At 63.4% G+C, this 18,056-nt stretch carries 12 protein-coding genes; 9 read left to right on the top strand and 3 right to left on the bottom strand.

Features of this window, described 5'->3' with window-relative positions:
* Nucleotide 1 precedes the first annotated feature (1 nt).
* Nucleotides 2-943, bottom strand: a complete 942-nt coding sequence (locus tag F8N82_RS19575) for a LysR family transcriptional regulator (protein WP_095162455.1) — start codon at nucleotides 941-943, stop codon at nucleotides 2-4.
* 102 nt (nucleotides 944-1,045) lie between these two features.
* On the opposite strand from F8N82_RS19575, the gene F8N82_RS19570 reads away from it, so the two are divergent.
* From F8N82_RS19570 to tadA, 7 genes are all read left to right on the top strand, one after another.
* Entirely contained in the window at nucleotides 1,046-1,828 is a 783-nt protein-coding gene (locus F8N82_RS19570; protein WP_038996870.1) for a sulfite exporter TauE/SafE family protein, read from the top strand.
* Between the two features lie 18 nt (nucleotides 1,829-1,846).
* Nucleotides 1,847-2,404 (top strand): sugar ABC transporter ATPase, encoded by a 558-nt coding sequence (locus F8N82_RS19565; RefSeq protein ID WP_038996869.1) that lies wholly within the window; start codon nucleotides 1,847-1,849, stop codon nucleotides 2,402-2,404.
* Nucleotides 2,405-2,489: 85 nt separating this feature from the next.
* Entirely contained in the window at nucleotides 2,490-3,959 is a 1,470-nt protein-coding gene (gene guaB, locus F8N82_RS19560) for an IMP dehydrogenase (protein WP_038996868.1), read from the top strand.
* Between the two features lie 126 nt (nucleotides 3,960-4,085).
* A complete protein-coding gene (gene guaA / locus F8N82_RS19555) occupies nucleotides 4,086-5,663 on the top strand; it encodes a glutamine-hydrolyzing GMP synthase (RefSeq protein WP_038996865.1) in 1,578 nt (525 codons plus the stop codon).
* A gap of 131 nt (nucleotides 5,664-5,794) precedes the next feature.
* On the top strand, nucleotides 5,795-7,108 hold the full coding sequence (locus F8N82_RS19550; protein WP_338918829.1) for a dermonecrotic toxin domain-containing protein: 1,314 nt from the start codon (nucleotides 5,795-5,797) through the stop codon (nucleotides 7,106-7,108).
* 1,405 nt (nucleotides 7,109-8,513) lie between these two features.
* Nucleotides 8,514-9,890, top strand: a complete 1,377-nt coding sequence (locus F8N82_RS19545) for a multicopper oxidase family protein (RefSeq protein WP_038996861.1) — start codon at nucleotides 8,514-8,516, stop codon at nucleotides 9,888-9,890.
* Nucleotides 9,890-10,372, top strand: a complete 483-nt coding sequence (gene tadA / locus F8N82_RS19540) for a tRNA adenosine(34) deaminase TadA (protein WP_038996860.1) — start codon at nucleotides 9,890-9,892, stop codon at nucleotides 10,370-10,372. The genes F8N82_RS19545 and tadA overlap by 1 nt, the downstream gene beginning before the upstream one ends.
* 28 nt (nucleotides 10,373-10,400) lie before the next feature.
* On the opposite strand, the gene mltF is transcribed toward tadA, so the two are convergent.
* Nucleotides 10,401-11,861: a membrane-bound lytic murein transglycosylase MltF gene (gene mltF / locus F8N82_RS19535; protein WP_038996859.1), complete on the bottom strand. Its 1,461-nt coding sequence runs from the start codon at nucleotides 11,859-11,861 to the stop codon at nucleotides 10,401-10,403.
* Between the two features lie 246 nt (nucleotides 11,862-12,107).
* Between mltF and purL the strand changes: the two genes are divergently transcribed.
* Nucleotides 12,108-16,007, top strand: a complete 3,900-nt coding sequence (purL, locus tag F8N82_RS19530) for a phosphoribosylformylglycinamidine synthase (RefSeq protein WP_038996858.1) — start codon at nucleotides 12,108-12,110, stop codon at nucleotides 16,005-16,007.
* A 2-nt stretch (nucleotides 16,008-16,009) separates the two neighbouring features.
* Nucleotides 16,010-16,321 (top strand): YqfO family protein, encoded by a 312-nt coding sequence (locus F8N82_RS19525; protein ID WP_038996857.1) that lies wholly within the window; start codon nucleotides 16,010-16,012, stop codon nucleotides 16,319-16,321.
* A 61-nt stretch (nucleotides 16,322-16,382) separates the two neighbouring features.
* Here the strand turns inward: F8N82_RS19525 and nagE are convergent, their stop codons facing one another.
* Nucleotides 16,383-18,050: an N-acetylglucosamine-specific PTS transporter subunit IIBC gene (gene nagE, locus F8N82_RS19520; RefSeq protein WP_038996856.1), complete on the bottom strand. Its 1,668-nt coding sequence runs from the start codon at nucleotides 18,048-18,050 to the stop codon at nucleotides 16,383-16,385.
* Nucleotides 18,051-18,056: the final 6 nt, after the last annotated feature.

The following is an 18,056-nucleotide window of genomic DNA, read 5'->3' as shown; positions in this document are numbered from 1 at the left end:
ATCATAAAGGATTGTGGTGCCGGGGTGGCAGCGGCTCGGCGCTGTCTTCATCGCTGGCAAGGCCAGCCCCCATGTTCAGGACGAATTGCTCTACCAGCGCCCCGGCATCACGCCGATAGGCCAGCGCCACCGTGCTGCTGCAGCCCTCATCCGCCAAGGCGATGAACCGCAGCGAAGCCGGGGCAATCTCCTGCATGCACTGCGGCAGCAGGGCCACGCCAAAGCCCGCCTGGATCAACTGCAACTGGGTAGTCTTGCGCGACACCACCCGCGCTGCCTGTGGGAAGAACCCCGCAGCCATGCACAGCTCGGCAGACAGGTAGCTCAACCCGCCGCGCTGGCGGTGGGGGATGGAGATAAACCGCTCATCGCGCAACTGCGCCAGGGTAACGCTGCTTTCCCCGGCCAAGGGATGACCTTCGGCGACCGCCAGCAGCAAAGGCTCTTCGAACAATGGCTGAACACACAGCCCCTCATGCTGACGCAACACCGGCAAGCGCAGCAGGCCGAGCTCCAGGCGACCCTCGGCCAGCTCCTCAAGTTGCGCCTCGGAGGATTGCTGGGCGATCTCCATTGACACCCCGGGGTTGTCATTCAGATAGCCACTGAGCCGCGCCAGCAAATGCCCGGTCAGCGGCACGGTGCTCGAGTGACTCAGGCGCAGACTGCCGCGCACGCCCTGGCCGACCTCACGGGCCAGGCGTTGGGCTTTTTCCAGGTCCACCAGCAAGGTCCGCGCCCGCGGCAAAAAAGCCTGGCCCGCTGCGGTGAGTCGCGGCTGGCGGGCAGTGCGCTCGAACAGCAGGGTGTCGAGTTGCGACTCCAGCTCCTTGACCTGCCGGCTCAGGGCCGACTGGGCAATGAACAGTCGCTCGGCGGCGGCACTGAAGCTTCCGCTTTCGGCAATTTCGACGAAGTAACGCAACTGACGGGTAGAGATCATTGCAGCTATGCCGTTTCAAGATGGCTTGTAAGGTAATTGCATATTAGTCGGCATGGCTTGCCGCTGGCTAAAGTTTCCACACATCCATTGGTGAAGACCGTCATGCTCTCGACCCTGTTTGCCCAATTGCCGTTTACCACCCTCGACTGGCTGCCGATCCTGCTGGGTATTGGCGCTGCCTATGTCGTCTTCGGTATCGCCGGCTTCGGCACCGCACTGGTGGCCGGCCCCGTGCTGATCAACTTCATGCCGCTGTCGCGGATCATCCCTTTGCTGGTATTGCTGGATTTCGTCGCCGCCTTCGGCAACTGGCTGCCGGCGCGCAAAGCGGTAGCGCGCCCGGAACTGATGCGCCTGCTGCCGTGCATGGCGCTGGGTTGTACCCTCGGGGTGGTATTCCTGCTCAACCTCAAGTCCGATCTGTTGCTGCTGCTGATGGGGCTGTTTATCAGCGCCTATGCCCTCTACAGCCTGGCGGTGAAGGTCAAGCCGGCGCAGCTGTCGGCGGCCTGGTCAGTGCCGATGGGCACGGTGGGCGGCCTGTTCGGTGCTTTGTTCGGCAGCGGCGGCTTTCTATATGCCCTCTACCTCAATGCCCGGCTGCCCTCCAAGGAGCAGGCACGGGCCACGCAGAGCGCGCTGATCAGTTGCAGCACCGTGGTACGCCTGAGCCTGTTCCTGATTGCCGGCGTGTATGCCGACCTGCCGCTGTTGCTGCTGGCGCTGTGCTTGTTGCCGATGATGCTGGCCGGGCTGTACCTGGGCCGGCGCCTGACCCTGAACATGTCGCGCGAAACCTTCGTGCGCCTGGTCACCTGGCTGGTGCTGGCCAGCGGCATTGCCCTGATCGGCCGCTACCTGAGTGAGGTAAACTGGCATCTTTGAACCTGTTTGGCCGCTGTGATGACGACCCAGAACATTATTGTCCCGAAGATTTCCACCGTCCCCGTCCATGAGGCCCGCGCCCGGGCGATCCTGCGCTGGCTGGTGCGCGAAAAAGTCATCGAGGAGCAACTGAGCACCTGCGGTAGTACCGGCAACCGCATGGCCTACGCCATCGCCGAAGGGGCGCGCAAAGTTGTCGAGCGGCCCGAGCTGCTGCCGTTCGGTCATCCGGTCAACGGCCTTGAGGTGATTACCAAGCGCTGCATCTATACCCCCACCGAAGGCTTTCTCGAAGAGGCCGGCTGCGCCGAATGCCGCAAGGAAGTTGGCGTGGCGCTGTTCGAGAGCCTGGAAGACTGGATGCCCGCACGCACGGAAAACTTCGTTTGCCCGCTGTGCGGCCATGAAGACGACATCAACGGTTTTCTGTTCCTTCAGCCCTGTGCGTTTTCCAACCTCGGTTTCATCTTCAATAACTGGAGCGCAGCGGGCTTCAAGCAGGCTTTTCTGGATAACTTCGCCGATTGGCTGGACCAGCCGGTGGCCGTGGTGAAGGTAACCCGCGAAGGTAACTGACCGAAGGCCCATCTTTGCATTGAGCGAAGGGCACGGGATGAGTATAATGGCGCGCTTCCATTTTTCCCGCCCGGGAGCCCCCGCGATGCTGCGTATCAGCCAAGAAGCCCTGACCTTCGACGACATTCTCCTAGTGCCTGGTTATTCAGAGGTGCTACCCAATGAAGTCAGTCTCAAGACCCGTTTGACCCGTGGCATCGAGCTGAATATTCCGTTGGTTTCCGCCGCCATGGATACCGTGACCGAAGCCCGTCTGGCCATTGCCATGGCCCAGGAAGGCGGCATCGGCATCATCCACAAGAACATGACCATCGAGCAGCAGGCTGCCGAAGTGCGCAAGGTCAAGAAGTTCGAGGCTGGCGTGGTCAAGGACCCGATCACCATCGAGGCTGACGCCACGGTACGTGACCTGTTCGAACTGACCCGGCTGAACAACATCTCCGGCGTTCCGGTGCTGCACAATGGCGACCTGGTCGGCATCGTCACCTCCCGCGACGTACGCTTCGAAAACCGTCTGGATGCCACCGTCCGTGAAGTGATGACGCCTAAAGAACGCCTGGTCACGGTCAAGGAAGGCGCCGACAAGAACGAAGCCCGCGAACTGCTGCACAAGCACCGCATCGAGCGCGTGCTGATCGTCGACGACACATTCGCCCTCAAAGGCATGATGACCGTCAACGACATCGAAAAAGCCAAGGCCTACCCGCTGGCGAGCAAGGACGACCAGGGTCGCCTGCGCGTCGGTGCTGCGGTCGGTACCGGCAAAGACACCGGTGATCGCGTATCGGCGCTGGTTGCCGCTGGCGTTGACGTGGTGGTGGTCGACACCGCTCACGGTCACTCCAAGGGCGTGATCGATCGCGTTCGCTGGGTCAAGGAGAACTTCCCGCAGGTTCAGGTCATCGGCGGCAACATCGCCACCGGCGCGGCTGCCAAGGCCCTGGCCGAAGCTGGCGCTGACGCCGTCAAGGTCGGTATCGGCCCAGGCTCGATCTGCACCACCCGTATCGTCGCCGGTGTCGGCGTGCCGCAGATCAGCGCCATCGCCAATGTCGCCGCTGCCCTTGAAGGCACTGGCATCCCGCTGATCGCCGACGGCGGCATCCGCTTCTCCGGTGACCTGTCCAAGGCCATCGTTGCTGGTGCCTCGGCTGTGATGATGGGTTCGATGTTCGCCGGTACCGAAGAGGCCCCGGGCGAGATCGAGCTGTTCCAGGGCCGTTCCTACAAGGCTTACCGCGGCATGGGTTCGCTGGGCGCCATGTCCCAGGCCCAGGGTTCCTCCGACCGTTACTTCCAGGACTCCTCGGCCGGCGCCGAGAAGCTGGTACCGGAAGGTATCGAAGGCCGCGTGCCATACAAGGGCACCCTGACCGCGATCATCCACCAGTTGATGGGCGGCCTGCGTTCCTCGATGGGTTACACCGGCAGCGCCAACATCGAAGAGATGCGCACCAAGCCTGAATTCGTGCGCATCACCGGTGCCGGCATGGCCGAGTCCCATGTGCATGACGTTCAAATCACCAAAGAAGCGCCAAACTATCGGGTCGGCTAACGCCTCCAGCGGCAAGTGACAAGCTTCTAGCTCCAAGCGGTAGCTGCTCAGCAGCGGCTACCGCGTAATTCCCGAACAACTTGCAGCTTGCAGCTTGAAGCTTGCAGCTGCATCAGAGATTGAGTCATGGCCCTCGACATTCACGCTCACCGCATCCTGATCCTCGACTTCGGTTCCCAGTACACCCAGCTGATCGCCCGCCGCGTGCGCGAAATCGGCGTGTACTGCGAACTGCACCCGTTCGACATGGACGATGAAGCGATTCGCGAATTCGCCCCACGCGGCATCATCCTCGCCGGCGGCCCCGAGTCCGTGCATGAAGCCGACAGCCCACGCGCGCCACAGGCGGTCTGGGACCTGGGCGTACCGGTATTCGGTATCTGCTACGGCATGCAGACCATGGCCGAACAACTGGGCGGCAAGGTTGAAGGTTCCGAGCTGCGTGAGTTCGGTTATGCCCGCGTTGATGTAGTCGGCAAGAGCCGCCTGCTCGACGGCATCGAAGACCACGTTGACGCCGACGGCGTGTTCGGTCTGGATGTGTGGATGAGCCACGGTGACAAGGTCACCCGCATCCCGGAAGAATTTCACATCCTGGCCAGCACCCCGAGCTGCCCGATTGCCGGCATGGCCGACGACACCCGTGGCTACTACGGCGTACAGTTCCACCCGGAAGTGACCCACACCAAGCAGGGGGGTCGCATCCTCTCGCGCTTCATCCTCGACATCTGCGGTTGCGAAGCGCTGTGGACTCCGTCGCACATCGCTGAAGACGCCATCGCCCAGATCCGCGCCCAGGTCGGCACTGACAACGTCCTGCTCGGCCTGTCCGGCGGCGTTGACTCCTCGGTGGTTGCAGCCCTGCTGCACAAGGCCATCGGCGACCAGCTGACCTGCGTGTTCGTCGACAACGGCCTGCTGCGCCTGCACGAAGGCGAGCAAGTGATGGCCATGTTCGCCGAGAACATGGGCGTCAAGGTGATCCGCGCCAACGCCGAAGAGCAGTTCCTCGGCAACCTGGCCGGCGAAGCCGACCCAGAGAAGAAGCGCAAGATCATCGGCCGCACCTTCATCGACGTGTTCGATGCCGAGTCGAACAAGCTGCACAACATCAAGTACCTGGCCCAGGGCACCATCTACCCGGACGTGATCGAGTCGGCTGGCGCCAAGAGCGGCAAGGCCCACGTGATCAAGTCGCACCACAACGTGGGTGGCCTGCCGGAAGAGATGAACCTCAAGCTGGTCGAGCCGCTGCGCGAGCTGTTCAAGGACGAGGTTCGTCGCCTTGGCCTGGAGCTGGGCCTGCCATACGACATGGTCTACCGTCACCCGTTCCCGGGCCCGGGCCTGGGTGTGCGTATCCTCGGTGAAGTGAAGAAGGAATACGCCGACCTGCTGCGTCGCGCCGACCACATCTTCATCGAAGAACTGCGCAAGGCCGACTGGTACCACAAGGTCAGCCAGGCCTTCGTGGTGTTCCAGCCGGTGAAATCGGTGGGCGTGGTCGGCGACGGCCGTCGTTACGCCTGGGTCGTGGCCCTGCGTGCGGTCGAGACCATCGACTTCATGACCGCGCGCTGGGCGCACCTGCCGTACGAGTTGCTGGAAACCGTCAGCGGCCGGATCATCAACGAGATCGAAGGCATCTCCCGCGTCACCTACGACGTGTCGAGCAAGCCGCCAGCGACCATCGAGTGGGAATGATCCCGCCCGTTGCTTGAAAAAACGCCATGTCCCTTCCGGACATGGCGTTTTTTTATGCCGTAGTAACTATCTAACGCCTCGGTTGCACCTCGTTTAGCACAGTGGGCCTCCTTTCTCTGGAGACCTGCGACATGAACGAAACTTCCCCGCTTCTGCACAATGAACTGTCGGCCATTGCCCAACGGGTGGTACAGGCCTTTCCTGATCTGCACGATCAAGCCCGAGAGGCCGCCGAAGGGTTATTGCGTACCGAAGGCAACCTGATCGGTGATCCGGACAGCATCTACTGGCACCGCTTTGCCGGCGCTGTCAGCAGCAGCAGGACCTTCACCGGCTGGGAACACTACGGCACACCTGATCAGTCCATGACCCTGACCGAGCTGGTCATGCGCAGGTTTCGCGCCAGCGACCAGGACAATGCCGACCTGCTGTTGCTGTACGGCGGGTTTTACTCGGCCGATGCCCACGCCCATCGCTACGATGAAACCAATGAAGTCCGCCTGCTGCCGCAGCGTGTGCTCAATGCGCTCTGGGACCTGGATTTCGGTGCGGTCTACCAGCGCCGGCTGGCGGCGTTCTGGCGTGAACATGGGGCCGATGTACGCACTCTGGCCAAGCTCACCTACCTGAGCGAGGCGCTGCAGTCCGGTCTGAGCGGGCAGCTGAGCGAGGTGCAACTAAAGCTGGCGTACGATGCGGTGGGCTTTGATAGCGCTGCGGTACTGGCAATGGCGGATCTCAAGGCGTTGAAGCGGCCGACGGCAGGAAGCTCTGTGGCGACCCTGAGCCTGGGCGGGCAGCGGTGTACCGATGCGCTGTGGATAAAGGGGCAGCACGGCGAGCAACTGCTTTACCTGCCGGGTGCCGTGCCTTCCTTCCAGGGTTTCGCCAGTGAGGGTGAGCTCGGCACGACGTTGTTCGGCTGGTTGCAAGCCGACGCCAGCCGTGAGCAATTGCTCGCTCGTTTTCACGCCGATCCGTCAGCAATCGCGACGTTACGCAGCAAGATGGAGCAATGGGCCAAGGGTCGCGTCGAATCGTTCAGCCAGCAGTTGCAACGCCAGGCCTTCGACGGCAATGCCTTTGCCTGGATGCGCAACAGCGCCCAGCAGCGCATGGAGCACGATACCGATGCGGCCTTGCGTACCAATGCCGAACTGCGCGCGCAGCTCTGGGTGGGTTATCTGGGGGGGGGGCGTCCCGGCTGTTCGGTGCCGCCGCGCCCCTGGGCTGGCCATTGGCATTGCTGGCGGTGGCCGTCAATGCCGCAAGCCTGGGCCTTAACATCGAACAGGCGATCAATGGCGACAGCCACGAGGAGCGGCGTGGGGCGGTGCTGGGGGCAATTGTCGCGGCCGTGGAGTTGTTGCTCAACCTGCCTTTTCTGCGCCCGCTCGGGCAGCGTTCGACGGCGCAGTTGGCAAGCCTGGAAAGCAACACCTTGACCGACGTCGAGCCCGCGCTTGCCGGCAGTACGCGTGGTGTGGTCACCCTGGCCGATGGCGCTCAGTACATCGAGATTCAAGGCGCGACCTACCGGGTGCGTTTCGACCCCGCGCTCAATACCTGGCTGATCGTTGCGCCGGACAATCCTTTTGCCTTCAGCGGTGCGCTGCCGGTGCGCCTGACAGAAGAAGGGCAGTGGCAAGTGCTGGAGTCGCTGTGCCTGCGCGGGGGCGGTCAATGCCTGGGCGGCTTGACCCCCGAGCCTGTGACCGAAGCTATCGACTATTCGCCTTTCGAGCCATTGGCCGACAACTACGATGTTCCCCCCACAGCCCGGCCAGCCGTACGCGAGCTGTTGCACAGCGCCAATCGACGCCTGCTGCAAGGTGACTTCTACAACCCGCACTCGCCGCTGTTGCCGGTACTCCACAGCCTGGATGCGCTGCGGGTACAATTGAGTGAAGATGCCCGCGCCTTCTTTTCCCGCTTGGGTCCTGTCCCGCTGCGCAATGTTGTGTCGCCAGCGCCAACGCTAACCCCGCAACGGGCGTTCATCGAGCTGTTCGACGAGCATCCCGGTGTGGTGATCGGCGAATCGCACCAGGCGATTGCCAGCAAGCGCTGGCTGATGGAGAACTTCAAGCCGTTGTATGCCAAGGGTGTACGCACCTTGTACCTTGAGCACCTGATGAACGACCTGCACCAGGCTGATCTGGATGTCTTCACCCGCACCGGGCGGATGAGCGACAACCTGCGCCGTTACCTCGAATTGCTGGATACCGGCCATCGCACTGACCCCACCGGGGTGTATAGCTTTCTGGAACTGGTGCGCAAGGCGCGCGCCCAGGGCATCGAGGTCAGGGCCCTGGACTGCGCGGCCAGCTACCGCCTGGATGGCCTGGAGGAGCCGGGTGGGATACTGCGTCAGGAGGTGATGAACTACCACGCCGAGGGGGTCATCAGGTCTGGGCGGGCCGCGCGCCCCAACGACAAATGGATCGCCCTGGTCGGCGACTCTCACGTCAATTTCTACAAAAGGGTACCGGGCCTGGCCGATCTGCAGAACGTGCCGGGGCTGCGCATCGTCGATGCCGGCCCGGGCCAGGCGAGTGGTATCACCCCGGATCCGGGCGAGTACTACCGGCCAAGCATGGGTAGGCCGGATGGGATTGTGCAGGCTGACTTGCGCCTGGCCGTGGAAACCCGCCCTCAGCGGGTCCAGTACCTCGACCCGCAAAGCGCGCCGCCCGGGGTGATCCGGCCCCGAAGCTAGGGCCCTGCGGCAACTCTTCACTTAATCTTTCGCATTTGCAGGTGTATCGTATTCGCCCTTCATCGCCGGTACCTTGGCCCTTTGCCGCCAGGTGCCGGCATGTTGTTCCTGCGATGTGAGGTACCTGCTGCATGTCCTTTACCCGGCGACAAATTCTCGGTGGCCTGAGCGGCCTGGTGGCGATTGGCCTGGGCGCCGGTGGCGCGTCCCGTTACTGGCTGGGGCGTACCGATCCGAATGCCGGGCATGACTACGAGCTGATCGCCGCACCGCTGGATGTCGAGCTGGTCTGCGGGTTCAAGACCGAAGCCTGGGCTTTTGGCCCATCGGCGCCGGGCACCGAGCTGCGCGTGCGCCAGGGCGAGTGGCTGCGGGTGCGCTTTATCAACCGCCTGCCGGTGGCAACCACCATTCACTGGCACGGTATCCGCCTGCCGCTGGAAATGGACGGCGTGCCTTACGTTTCGCAACTGCCAGTGTTGCCGGGCGAGTACTTCGACTACAAATTCCGCGTGCCGGATGCCGGTAGCTACTGGTACCACCCGCACGTGAACAGCTCCGAAGAGCTGGGTCGCGGCCTGGTCGGCCCGCTGATCGTCGAGGAGCGCGAGCCTACCGGCTTCAAGCATGAGCGCACCCTGAGCCTGAAGAACTGGCACGTGGACGAGCAGGGCGCTTACCTGCCCTTCAGTATCCCCCGTGAGGCAGCCCGTGGCGGCACAGCTGGGCGCCTGATCACCATCAACGGCCAGGCCAACGCCGTGGTCGAGATGCCCGCCGGGCAGATCGTGCGGGTGCGCCTGCTCAACCTCGATAACACCCTGACCTACCGCATCAACCTCAAGGGCAACTTCGAGGCGCGGGTCTACGCCCTGGACGGTAACCCCATCACCCCGCGCCCGCTGGGCAAGGACTACTGGCTGGGCCCAGGCATGCGTATCTGCCTGGCGATCAAGATGCCGCCAGCCGGTGAAGAGCTGTCGCTGCGCGATGGTCCGGTGCGCCTGGGCACCTTGCGTTCGGTGGCCAGCAGCGAAGCTGCGGGCGACTGGCCCGCGCCGCTGCCGGCCAACCCGATTGCCGAGCCGGACCTGGCCAACGCCGAAAAGCTCAACTTCAATTTCGAGTGGGTCGGCTCGGTTTCGGTGAACACCGACAACGGCAAGCCGCCGAGCCTCTGGCAGATTAACGGCAAGGCCTGGGACATCACCGACAAGACCTGTGCCGACCGGCCGATCGCCACGCTGCAAAAGGGCAAGAGCTACATCTTCGAGCTGAAGAACATGACTCAGTACCAGCACCCGATCCACTTGCACGGTATGAGTTTCAAGGTGATTGGTTCGAACAAGCGCAAGGTCGAGCCGTATTTCACCGACACCTACCTGTTGGGCAAGAACGAGCGCGCGCGGGTCGCGCTGGTGGCTGATAACCCGGGTACCTGGATGTTCCACTGCCACGTGATCGACCATATGGAAACCGGCCTGATGGCCGCGATCGAGGTGGTCTGATGCGCCAACCGCAGATCATCGATCGCAGCCGCGATCAGGAGTTCATGCGCCTGGCGCTGGAACTGGCGGCGCAGGGCGCGGCCATGGGCGAAGTGCCGGTGGGCGCGGTGCTGGTCCAGCATGGCCAGGTGATTGGCCGCGGCTTCAACTGCCCGATCAGTGGCAGCGACCCCAGTGCCCATGCCGAGATGGTCGCCATTCGCGCCGCTGCCCAGGCCGCGAGCAACTACCGGCTGCCGGGCAGCACCCTGTACGTGACCCTGGAGCCGTGCAGCATGTGTGCCGGCCTGATCGTGCATTCGCGGATCAACCGCGTGGTGTACGGCGCACTGGAGCCCAAGGCGGGCGTGGTGCAGAGCCAGGGCCAATTCTTTACCCAGGGCTTTCTCAATCACCGGGTGATATTCGAGGGCGGGGTGCTGGCAGAGGAGTGTGGGACGATTCTGTCCGAGTTCTTCAAGGCGCGGCGGGCGAAGGCCTGAATCCGGGGCCGCAAGGCGGCCCCTAGTCTCACAACGGCGGCGTCTGCTCGTTCGGTTTGGTCTTGTTCACACCCGGCACATGCAGGTTGCTTTCGGCCACCTGGCTGCCTTCAAGCTGCGGCTGGGTCACCCAGGTGAGGATGTCGTAGTAGCGGCGGATGTTGGCGACGAAGTGCACCGGCTCGCCGCCGCGGGCATAGCCGTAGCGGGTCTTGCTGTACCACTGCTTCTGCGACAGGCGCGGCAGCATCTTCTTCACGTCCAGCCACTTGTTCGGGTTCAGGCCTTCGCGCTTGGCCAGTTTGCGCGCATCGTCCAGGTGGCCGCTGCCGACATTGTAGGCGGCCAGGGCGAACCAGGTGCGGTCCGGCTCCTCGATGCTGTCATCGAGCTCGGATTTGACGTACATGAAGTACTTGGCGCCGCCACGGATGCTCTGCACCGGGTCCAGGCGGTTGGACACGCCCATGGCCTGGGCAGTGCGCTGGGTCAGCATCATCAGGCCGCGCACGCCGGTCTTGGAGGTCACCTCGGCCTGCCACATGGACTCCTGGTAGCCGATTGCAGCCAGCAGGCGCCAGTCGACCTGTTCTTTCTTGGCCGAGGCCTGGAAGGCCTTCTCGTAGCGGGGCAAGCGCTGTTGCAGGTGCTGGGCAAAGGTATAAGCGCCTACATAACCCAGTACATCGACGTGGCCGTAATAGCGATCCTTCAGACGCTGCAAGGTGCCATTCTTCTGCACCTTGTCGAGAAATTCGTTGATCTCGTTGAGCAGGCTGTTGTCTTCGCCGGCAGCCACCGCCCAGCGCTGATCACGGGCATCACCGAGGTCGAAGGCCACCCGCACCTTGGGGAAGTAGACCTGGTTCATTGCCAGTTCGTTGGAGTCGACCAGGGTCAGGTCGATCTGACCCTCATCGACCATGCGCAGCAGGTCGACCACTTCAACTGCGTCAGATTCTTCGTATTCGAGCGTCGGATACTGCTTTTTCAGCTCGGCCATCTGCTCGGCGTGGGTGCTGCCCTTGAGCACCATGATCTTTTTGCCGACCAGGTCCTTGGCGTCCGTGGGCCGTGGGCGGCCGTTGCGGTAGATGATCTGCGGGGTGACTTCCAGGTACGGGTGGGAAAAACGCACCTGGGACTTGCGCTGTTCGCTGCTGACCAGGCCGGCCGCCGCCAGTACCGGGCCGGAAGGCTGGCCGAGCTGGTTGAACAGATCGTCGAGGTTGTCGGCGGTCTCGATCTTCAGCTCCACGCCCAGATCGTCGGCGAAACGCTTGACCAACTCGTACTCAAAGCCGGTTTCGCCGTTGCGGTCCTGGAAGTAGGTGGCCGGGCTGTTGCGGGTAATTACGCGCAGCACGCCGTCTTCCTTGACTCGCTCGAGGGTGCTGGGTTTTTCAACACAGGCACCGAGCATCAGGAAGAGTCCGGTTGCGATGAGCCATCTGGCGCACCGCTGGCGCAAAGCGGTTTGGGCGAACATAGGTTGCAGTATACGCAAAGGACCGGTCGCGCCATATCTCGACAACGGTTTGCTTGTCTGCTAGCGATCTCTGCGTTAGAGGCAAAATAGCGGGCAAAACAGACGGTTTTTTTTGACCCCTGAGTCCGCTTTGCCGGGCCGACATGCGCAGGTACTGCAATACTGTGTTTCGGGTGCCGAAAGCGCCGGAATTAGGCTAGAATTCACGGCCTCTAAGCACACCCCCTTCCTGAGGCTGTCCCGACGATGTTGATCCTGCGCGGCGCTCCTGCCCTTTCTGCCTTTCGCCACGGTAAGTTAATCGAGCAACTGAGCCAGAAAGTCCCCGCTGTTAGTGGTTTGTATGCTGAATTCACGCATTTCGCCGAGGTTGACGGCGATCTGAGTGCCGACCAACAGCAAGTGCTCGCGCGCCTGCTCAAGTACGGCCCGAGCGTACCGGTCCAGGAGCCAAGCGGCCGCCTGTTCCTGGTGGTTCCGCGTTTCGGCACCATCTCGCCCTGGTCGAGCAAGGCCAGCGACATCGCCCACAACTGCGGCCTGGAGAACATCCAGCGCCTGGAACGGGGCATTGCCTACTACGTCAGTGGTGAGCTGAGCGACGCCGATGCTGCCCTCGTTGCCGACATCCTCCACGATCGCATGACCCAGCTGGTGCTGAGCAAGCTCGAAGAGGCCGCCGGCCTGTTCAGCCACGCCCAGCCCAAGCCGCTGACCGCCGTCGACATCCTCGGCGGCGGCCGCGCCGCCCTGGCAAAAGCCAACGTCGAGCTGGGCTTGGCCCTGGCCGAAGACGAGATCGATTACCTGGTCACCAGTTTCCAGGGCCTCAAGCGCAACCCGCACGACATCGAACTGATGATGTTCGCCCAGGCCAACTCCGAGCACTGCCGCCACAAGATCTTCAACGCCAGTTGGGATATCGACGGCCAGAGCCAGGAAAAAAGCCTGTTCGGCATGATCAAGAATACCTACCAGATGCACAACGAAGGCGTGCTGTCGGCTTACAAGGACAACGCCTCGGTGATCGTCGGTTCCGTGGCCGGGCGCTTCTTCCCGAACCCTGAAACCCGCCAGTACGGCGCGGTGCAGGAGCCGGTGCACATTCTGATGAAGGTCGAGACCCACAACCACCCGACCGCCATCTCGCCGTTCTCCGGCGCCTCCACCGGCTCCGGCGGCGAGATCCGTGACGAAGGCGCTACCGGCCGCGGTGCCAAGCCCAAGGCTGGCCTGACCGGTTTCACCGTCTCCAACCTGCGTATCCCGGGCTTCGAACAGCCATGGGAGCAGGCCTATGGCAAGCCGGACCGCATCGTCACCGCCCTCGACATCATGGTCGAAGGCCCACTGGGTGGCGCCGCGTTCAACAACGAATTCGGCCGTCCGGCCCTGACCGGCTACTTCCGTACCTTCGAGCAGTCGATCAACACCCCGCACGGCGAAGAAGTGCGTGGTTACCACAAGCCGATCATGCTCGCTGGCGGCCTGGGCAACATCCGCGAAGACCACGTGCAGAAGGCCGAGATCACCGTCGGCGCCAAGCTGATCGTGCTCGGTGGCCCGGCCATGCTGATCGGTCTGGGCGGTGGCGCGGCTTCGTCGGTCGATACCGGCGCCAGCTCCGCCGACCTGGATTTCGCCTCGGTGCAGCGCGAGAACCCGGAAATGGAACGCCGTTGCCAGGAGGTCATCGACCGCTGCTGGCAGTTGGGCGACAAGAACCCGATCGCCTTCATCCACGACGTCGGCGCCGGCGGCATCTCCAATGCCTTCCCGGAGCTGGTCAACGACGGTGGCCGCGGTGGCCGCTTCGAACTGCGCAACGTGCCCAACGACGAGCCGGGCATGGCCCCGCACGAAATCTGGAGCAACGAATCCCAGGAACGTTACGTCCTGGCGGTGAGCGCCGGCGACTTCGAGCGCTTCCAGGCTATCTGCGAGCGCGAGCGTTGCCCGTTCGCGGTGGTCGGCGAGGCCACCGCCGAGCCGCACCTGACCGTGACCGACAGCCACTTCGGCAACACCCCGGTGGACATGCCGCTCGACGTGCTGCTGGGCAAGCCGCCGCGCATGCACCGTTCGGTGACTCGCGAAGCGGAGCTGGGCGATGACTTCGACCCAAGCACCCTGGAACTGAACGACTCGGTCGAGCGCGTGCTGCGCCACCCGGCCGTTGCCAGCAAGAGCTTCCTGATCACCATCGGCGACCGCACCATCACCGGCCTGGTTGCCCGCGACCAGCTGGTCGGCCCGTGGCAGGTCCCGGTGGCCGACTGCGCCGTCACCGCCACCAGCTTCGACGTCTACACCGGTGAAGCCATGGCCATGGGCGAGCGCACTCCGCTGGCCCTGCTCGACGCTCCGGCGTCCGGGCGCATGGCGATCGGCGAGACCCTGACCAACCTGGCTGCCGCGCACATCGGCAAGCTGTCCGACATCAAGCTGTCGGCCAACTGGATGTCTGCTGCCGGCCACCCGGGTGAAGATGCCCGCCTGTACGACACCGTCAAGGCTGTCGGCATGGAACTGTGCCCGGAGCTGGGCCTGACCATTCCGGTGGGCAAGGACTCCATGTCGATGAAGACCAAGTGGAGCGAAGAGGGTGCCGAGAAGAGTGTCACCTCGCCGATGTCGCTGATCGTCAGCGGCTTCGCCCCGGTACTCGACGTGCGCAAGACCCTGACCCCGCAGCTGCGCATGGACAAGGGCGAGACCGACCTGATCCTGATCGACCTGGGCCGTGGCAAGAATCGCATGGGCGCCTCGATCCTGGCCCAGACCCACGGCAAACTGGCCACCGTGGCTCCGGATGTCGACGACGCCGAAGACCTCAAGGCCTTCTTCGCCGTGATCCAGGGCCTGAACGCCGACGGCCACCTGCTGGCCTACCACGACCGTTCCGACGGCGGTCTGCTGACCACCGCGCTGGAAATGGCCTTCGCCGGCCACTGCGGCCTGGACCTGGAACTGGACACCCTGACCAGCAAGCGCGAAAAAATCGCTGCCATCCTCTTCAACGAAGAGCTGGGTGCGGTGATCCAGGTGCGTCAGGACGCCACCCCGGACGTGCTGGCGCAGTTCAGCGCTGCCGGCCTTGGCGAAGACTGCGTCGCGGTGATCGGTCAGCCGATCAACAACGGCGAAGTGGTTATCAAGCTGGCCGGCGAGGAGCTGTTCAAGGGCGACCGTCGCCTGCTGCAACGCCAGTGGGCTGAAACCAGCTACCAGATCCAGCGTCTGCGCGACAACGCCGACTGCGCCGATCAAGAGTTCGACGTGCTGCTGGAAGAAGACAATCCGGGCCTGAGCGTCAAGCTCGGCTTCGACGTCAACCAGGACATCGCCGCGCCGTACATCAAGAAGGGCGTGCGTCCGCAAGTGGCAGTGCTGCGCGAGCAGGGCGTCAACGGCCAGGTCGAAATGGCCGCAGCCTTCGACCGCGCCGGCTTCAACGCCATCGACGTGCACATGAGCGATATCCTCGCCGGTCGTGTTGACCTCAACGACTTCAAAGGCCTGGTGGCCTGCGGTGGTTTCTCCTACGGCGACGTCCTCGGCGCCGGTGAAGGCTGGGCCAAGTCGGCGCTGTTCAACGCCCGTGCCCGTGATGCTTTCCAAGGCTTCTTCGAGCGTACCGACAGCTTCACCCTGGGTGTGTGCAACGGTTGCCAGATGATGTCCAACCTGCACGAGCTGATTCCGGGCAGCGAGTTCTGGCCGCACTTCGTGCGTAACCGTTCCGAGCAGTTCGAAGCCCGTGTGGCCATGGTCGAAGTGCAGAAGTCGAACTCGATCTTCCTGCAGGGCATGGCCGGTTCGCGCATGCCGATCGCCATTGCCCACGGTGAAGGCCATGCCGAGTTCGCCAGCGAAGAAGCCTTGCTCGAAGCCGACCTGTCCGGTTGCGTGGCCCTGCGCTTCGTCGACAACCACGGCAAGGTCACCGAGAGCTACCCGGCCAACCCGAACGGCTCGCCGCGCGGGATCACCGGCCTGACCAGCCGCGACGGTCGCGTCACCATCATGATGCCGCACCCTGAGCGGGTCTTCCGTGCCGTGCAGAACTCCTGGCGTCCGGATGACTGGAACGAAGACGCGGCGTGGATGCGCATGTTCCGCAACGCCCGGGCGTGGGTGAACTAAGGGTGTACAAGCTCGCCTTCTTTGTCCCGCCAAGCCATGTGGACGTGGTCAAGGCCGCTGTGTTCGCCGCAGGTGGCGGACGTATCGGCGACTACGACTGCTGTGCCTGGCAGGTGCTGGGCCAGGGTCAGTTTCGCCCGTTGGACGGCAGCCAGCCGTTCCTCGGGCAGACCGGCGTGGTCGAGCAGATCGAAGAATGGCGGGTCGAGCTGGTGGTGACCGACGAGCTGATTGGCTCGGTGGTCGCTGCCCTCAAGCTCAGCCATCCTTATGAGACACCGGCTTATGAGGTCTGGCAGCTAGCGGACTTCTAAGGACCTCATCGCGGGGCAAGCCCGCTCCCACAGTGGGAGCGGGCTTGCCCCGCGATGCTTTTCAGCCCTGCAACGCCTGGCTCAAGGCAGCAGCACGCTTGCCCATCAACAAATGCCAGGTCCCGTCCGCCAGCGGGCTGACCCCTTGGCACCCCAGCGCCAGCAGGCGCTCGCGCGCCACCTTGCGCGCATCCTTGAGCTCGACCCGCACCCGGGTCAGGGCCACGCAGTCCACTTTGAGCACATTGTCCTTGCCACCCAATGCACTCAGCCAGTCTTCAGCCGCCATGCTTTCGCTGGCCTCGGCTTTGGCCTGGGGCTGCTCGACCACCTTCGCCAGGGCATGAGGCAACTGGTTGCGAATTTCGTCGGCAATGGTATCGGCCAGCGGCCCGACCACTACCTGCAGGCTGCCACCGGAGCCCGGCCGCACCAAGGCCATGGCGCCGAGGGTTTTCAGCACGCCATCCTGAGCCAGGCTACGGTCTTTGAGCAGCAGGCGCAGGCGAGTGGTGCAGGCGTCCACCGAAAGCAGGTTGCCGGCGCCACCCAAGGCATCGATGTAGCGCTTGCCGCGGGGCGCGCTGCTGTCCTGGGCCGGTGCTTCTTCGCTGGGCTGATCTTCGCGGCCCGGGGTTTTCAGATTGAAGCGGCGGATACAGAAGTCGAAAACAAAGTAGTACACCAGTGCATACAAAAGCCCTAGCGGGAACACCATCCAGCCATTGGTCGAGCGACCCCAGCCCAGGGCCATGTCGATCGCGCCACCGGAGAAGGTAAAGCCCAGGCGGATGTTGAGCAGGTCGCACAGGGCCATGGCCAGCCCCGTGAGCACCGCGTGAATCAGAAACAGCAATGGCGCGAGGAACATGAAGGCGAATTCGATCGGCTCGGTAACGCCGGTCAGTGCCGAGGTCAGGGCCATCGACAGCAAAATCCCGCCAATCAACTTGCGCCGCGCCGGCAGGGCATGGCGGTACATGGCCAGACAAGCGGCAGGCAGGCCGAAGATCATCATCGGGAACATCCCGGCGAGGAACTGGCCGGCCCGGGGATCCCCGGCGAAATATCGGCTGATGTCGCCGGTCACTGTCAGGCCATTGGTACCCTGGAAACTGCCAAAGACGAACCACACCAGGTTGTTGAGGATATGGTGCAGGCCGGTGACGATCAGCAGGCGGTTGAGCACGCCGAAGAAGAACGCGCCGATGCTGCCGCTGTCGAGCATCAGCTTGCCGAGGCTATTGATGCTGTCCTGCACATGCGGCCAGATCAAACCGAACAGCAGGCCCAGGCCCACGGCCGACAAACCGGTGACAATCGGCACGAAGCGCCGGCCACCGAAGAAGGCCAGGTACTCGGGCAGCTTGATGTCCTTGAAGCGGTTGTACAGCGCACCGCCGAGCAGGCCGCAAAGAATCCCGGCGAGCATGCCCATGTCGATATGCGGGTCGATGACCTTGAGTGTCGACACCAGCACCAGGTAGCCGATGGCTCCGGCCAAGCCCGCGGTACCGTTGTTGTCGCGGGCAAAGCCGACGGCGATACCGATGGCGAAGATCAGCGCCAGGTTGGCGAAGATCGCATTGCCGGCATCGTGGATCAGGGCAATGTCCAACAGGTCGGTGTCGCCCAGGCGCAGCAGCAGGCCGGCAATCGGCAGGATGGCGATGGGCAGCATGAGGGCGCGGCCGAGTCGTTGCAGGCCCTGGATGAAGTGCTGGTACATGGTGCG

Origin of the sequence: Pseudomonas fluorescens, assembly GCF_902497775.2 — a bacterium.
Taxonomy (GTDB): Bacteria; Pseudomonadota; Gammaproteobacteria; order Pseudomonadales; family Pseudomonadaceae; genus Aquipseudomonas; species Aquipseudomonas putida_F.
Note: the sequence above shows the minus strand (reverse complement) of the source record. Positions and strands in the feature narration are given on the sequence as shown.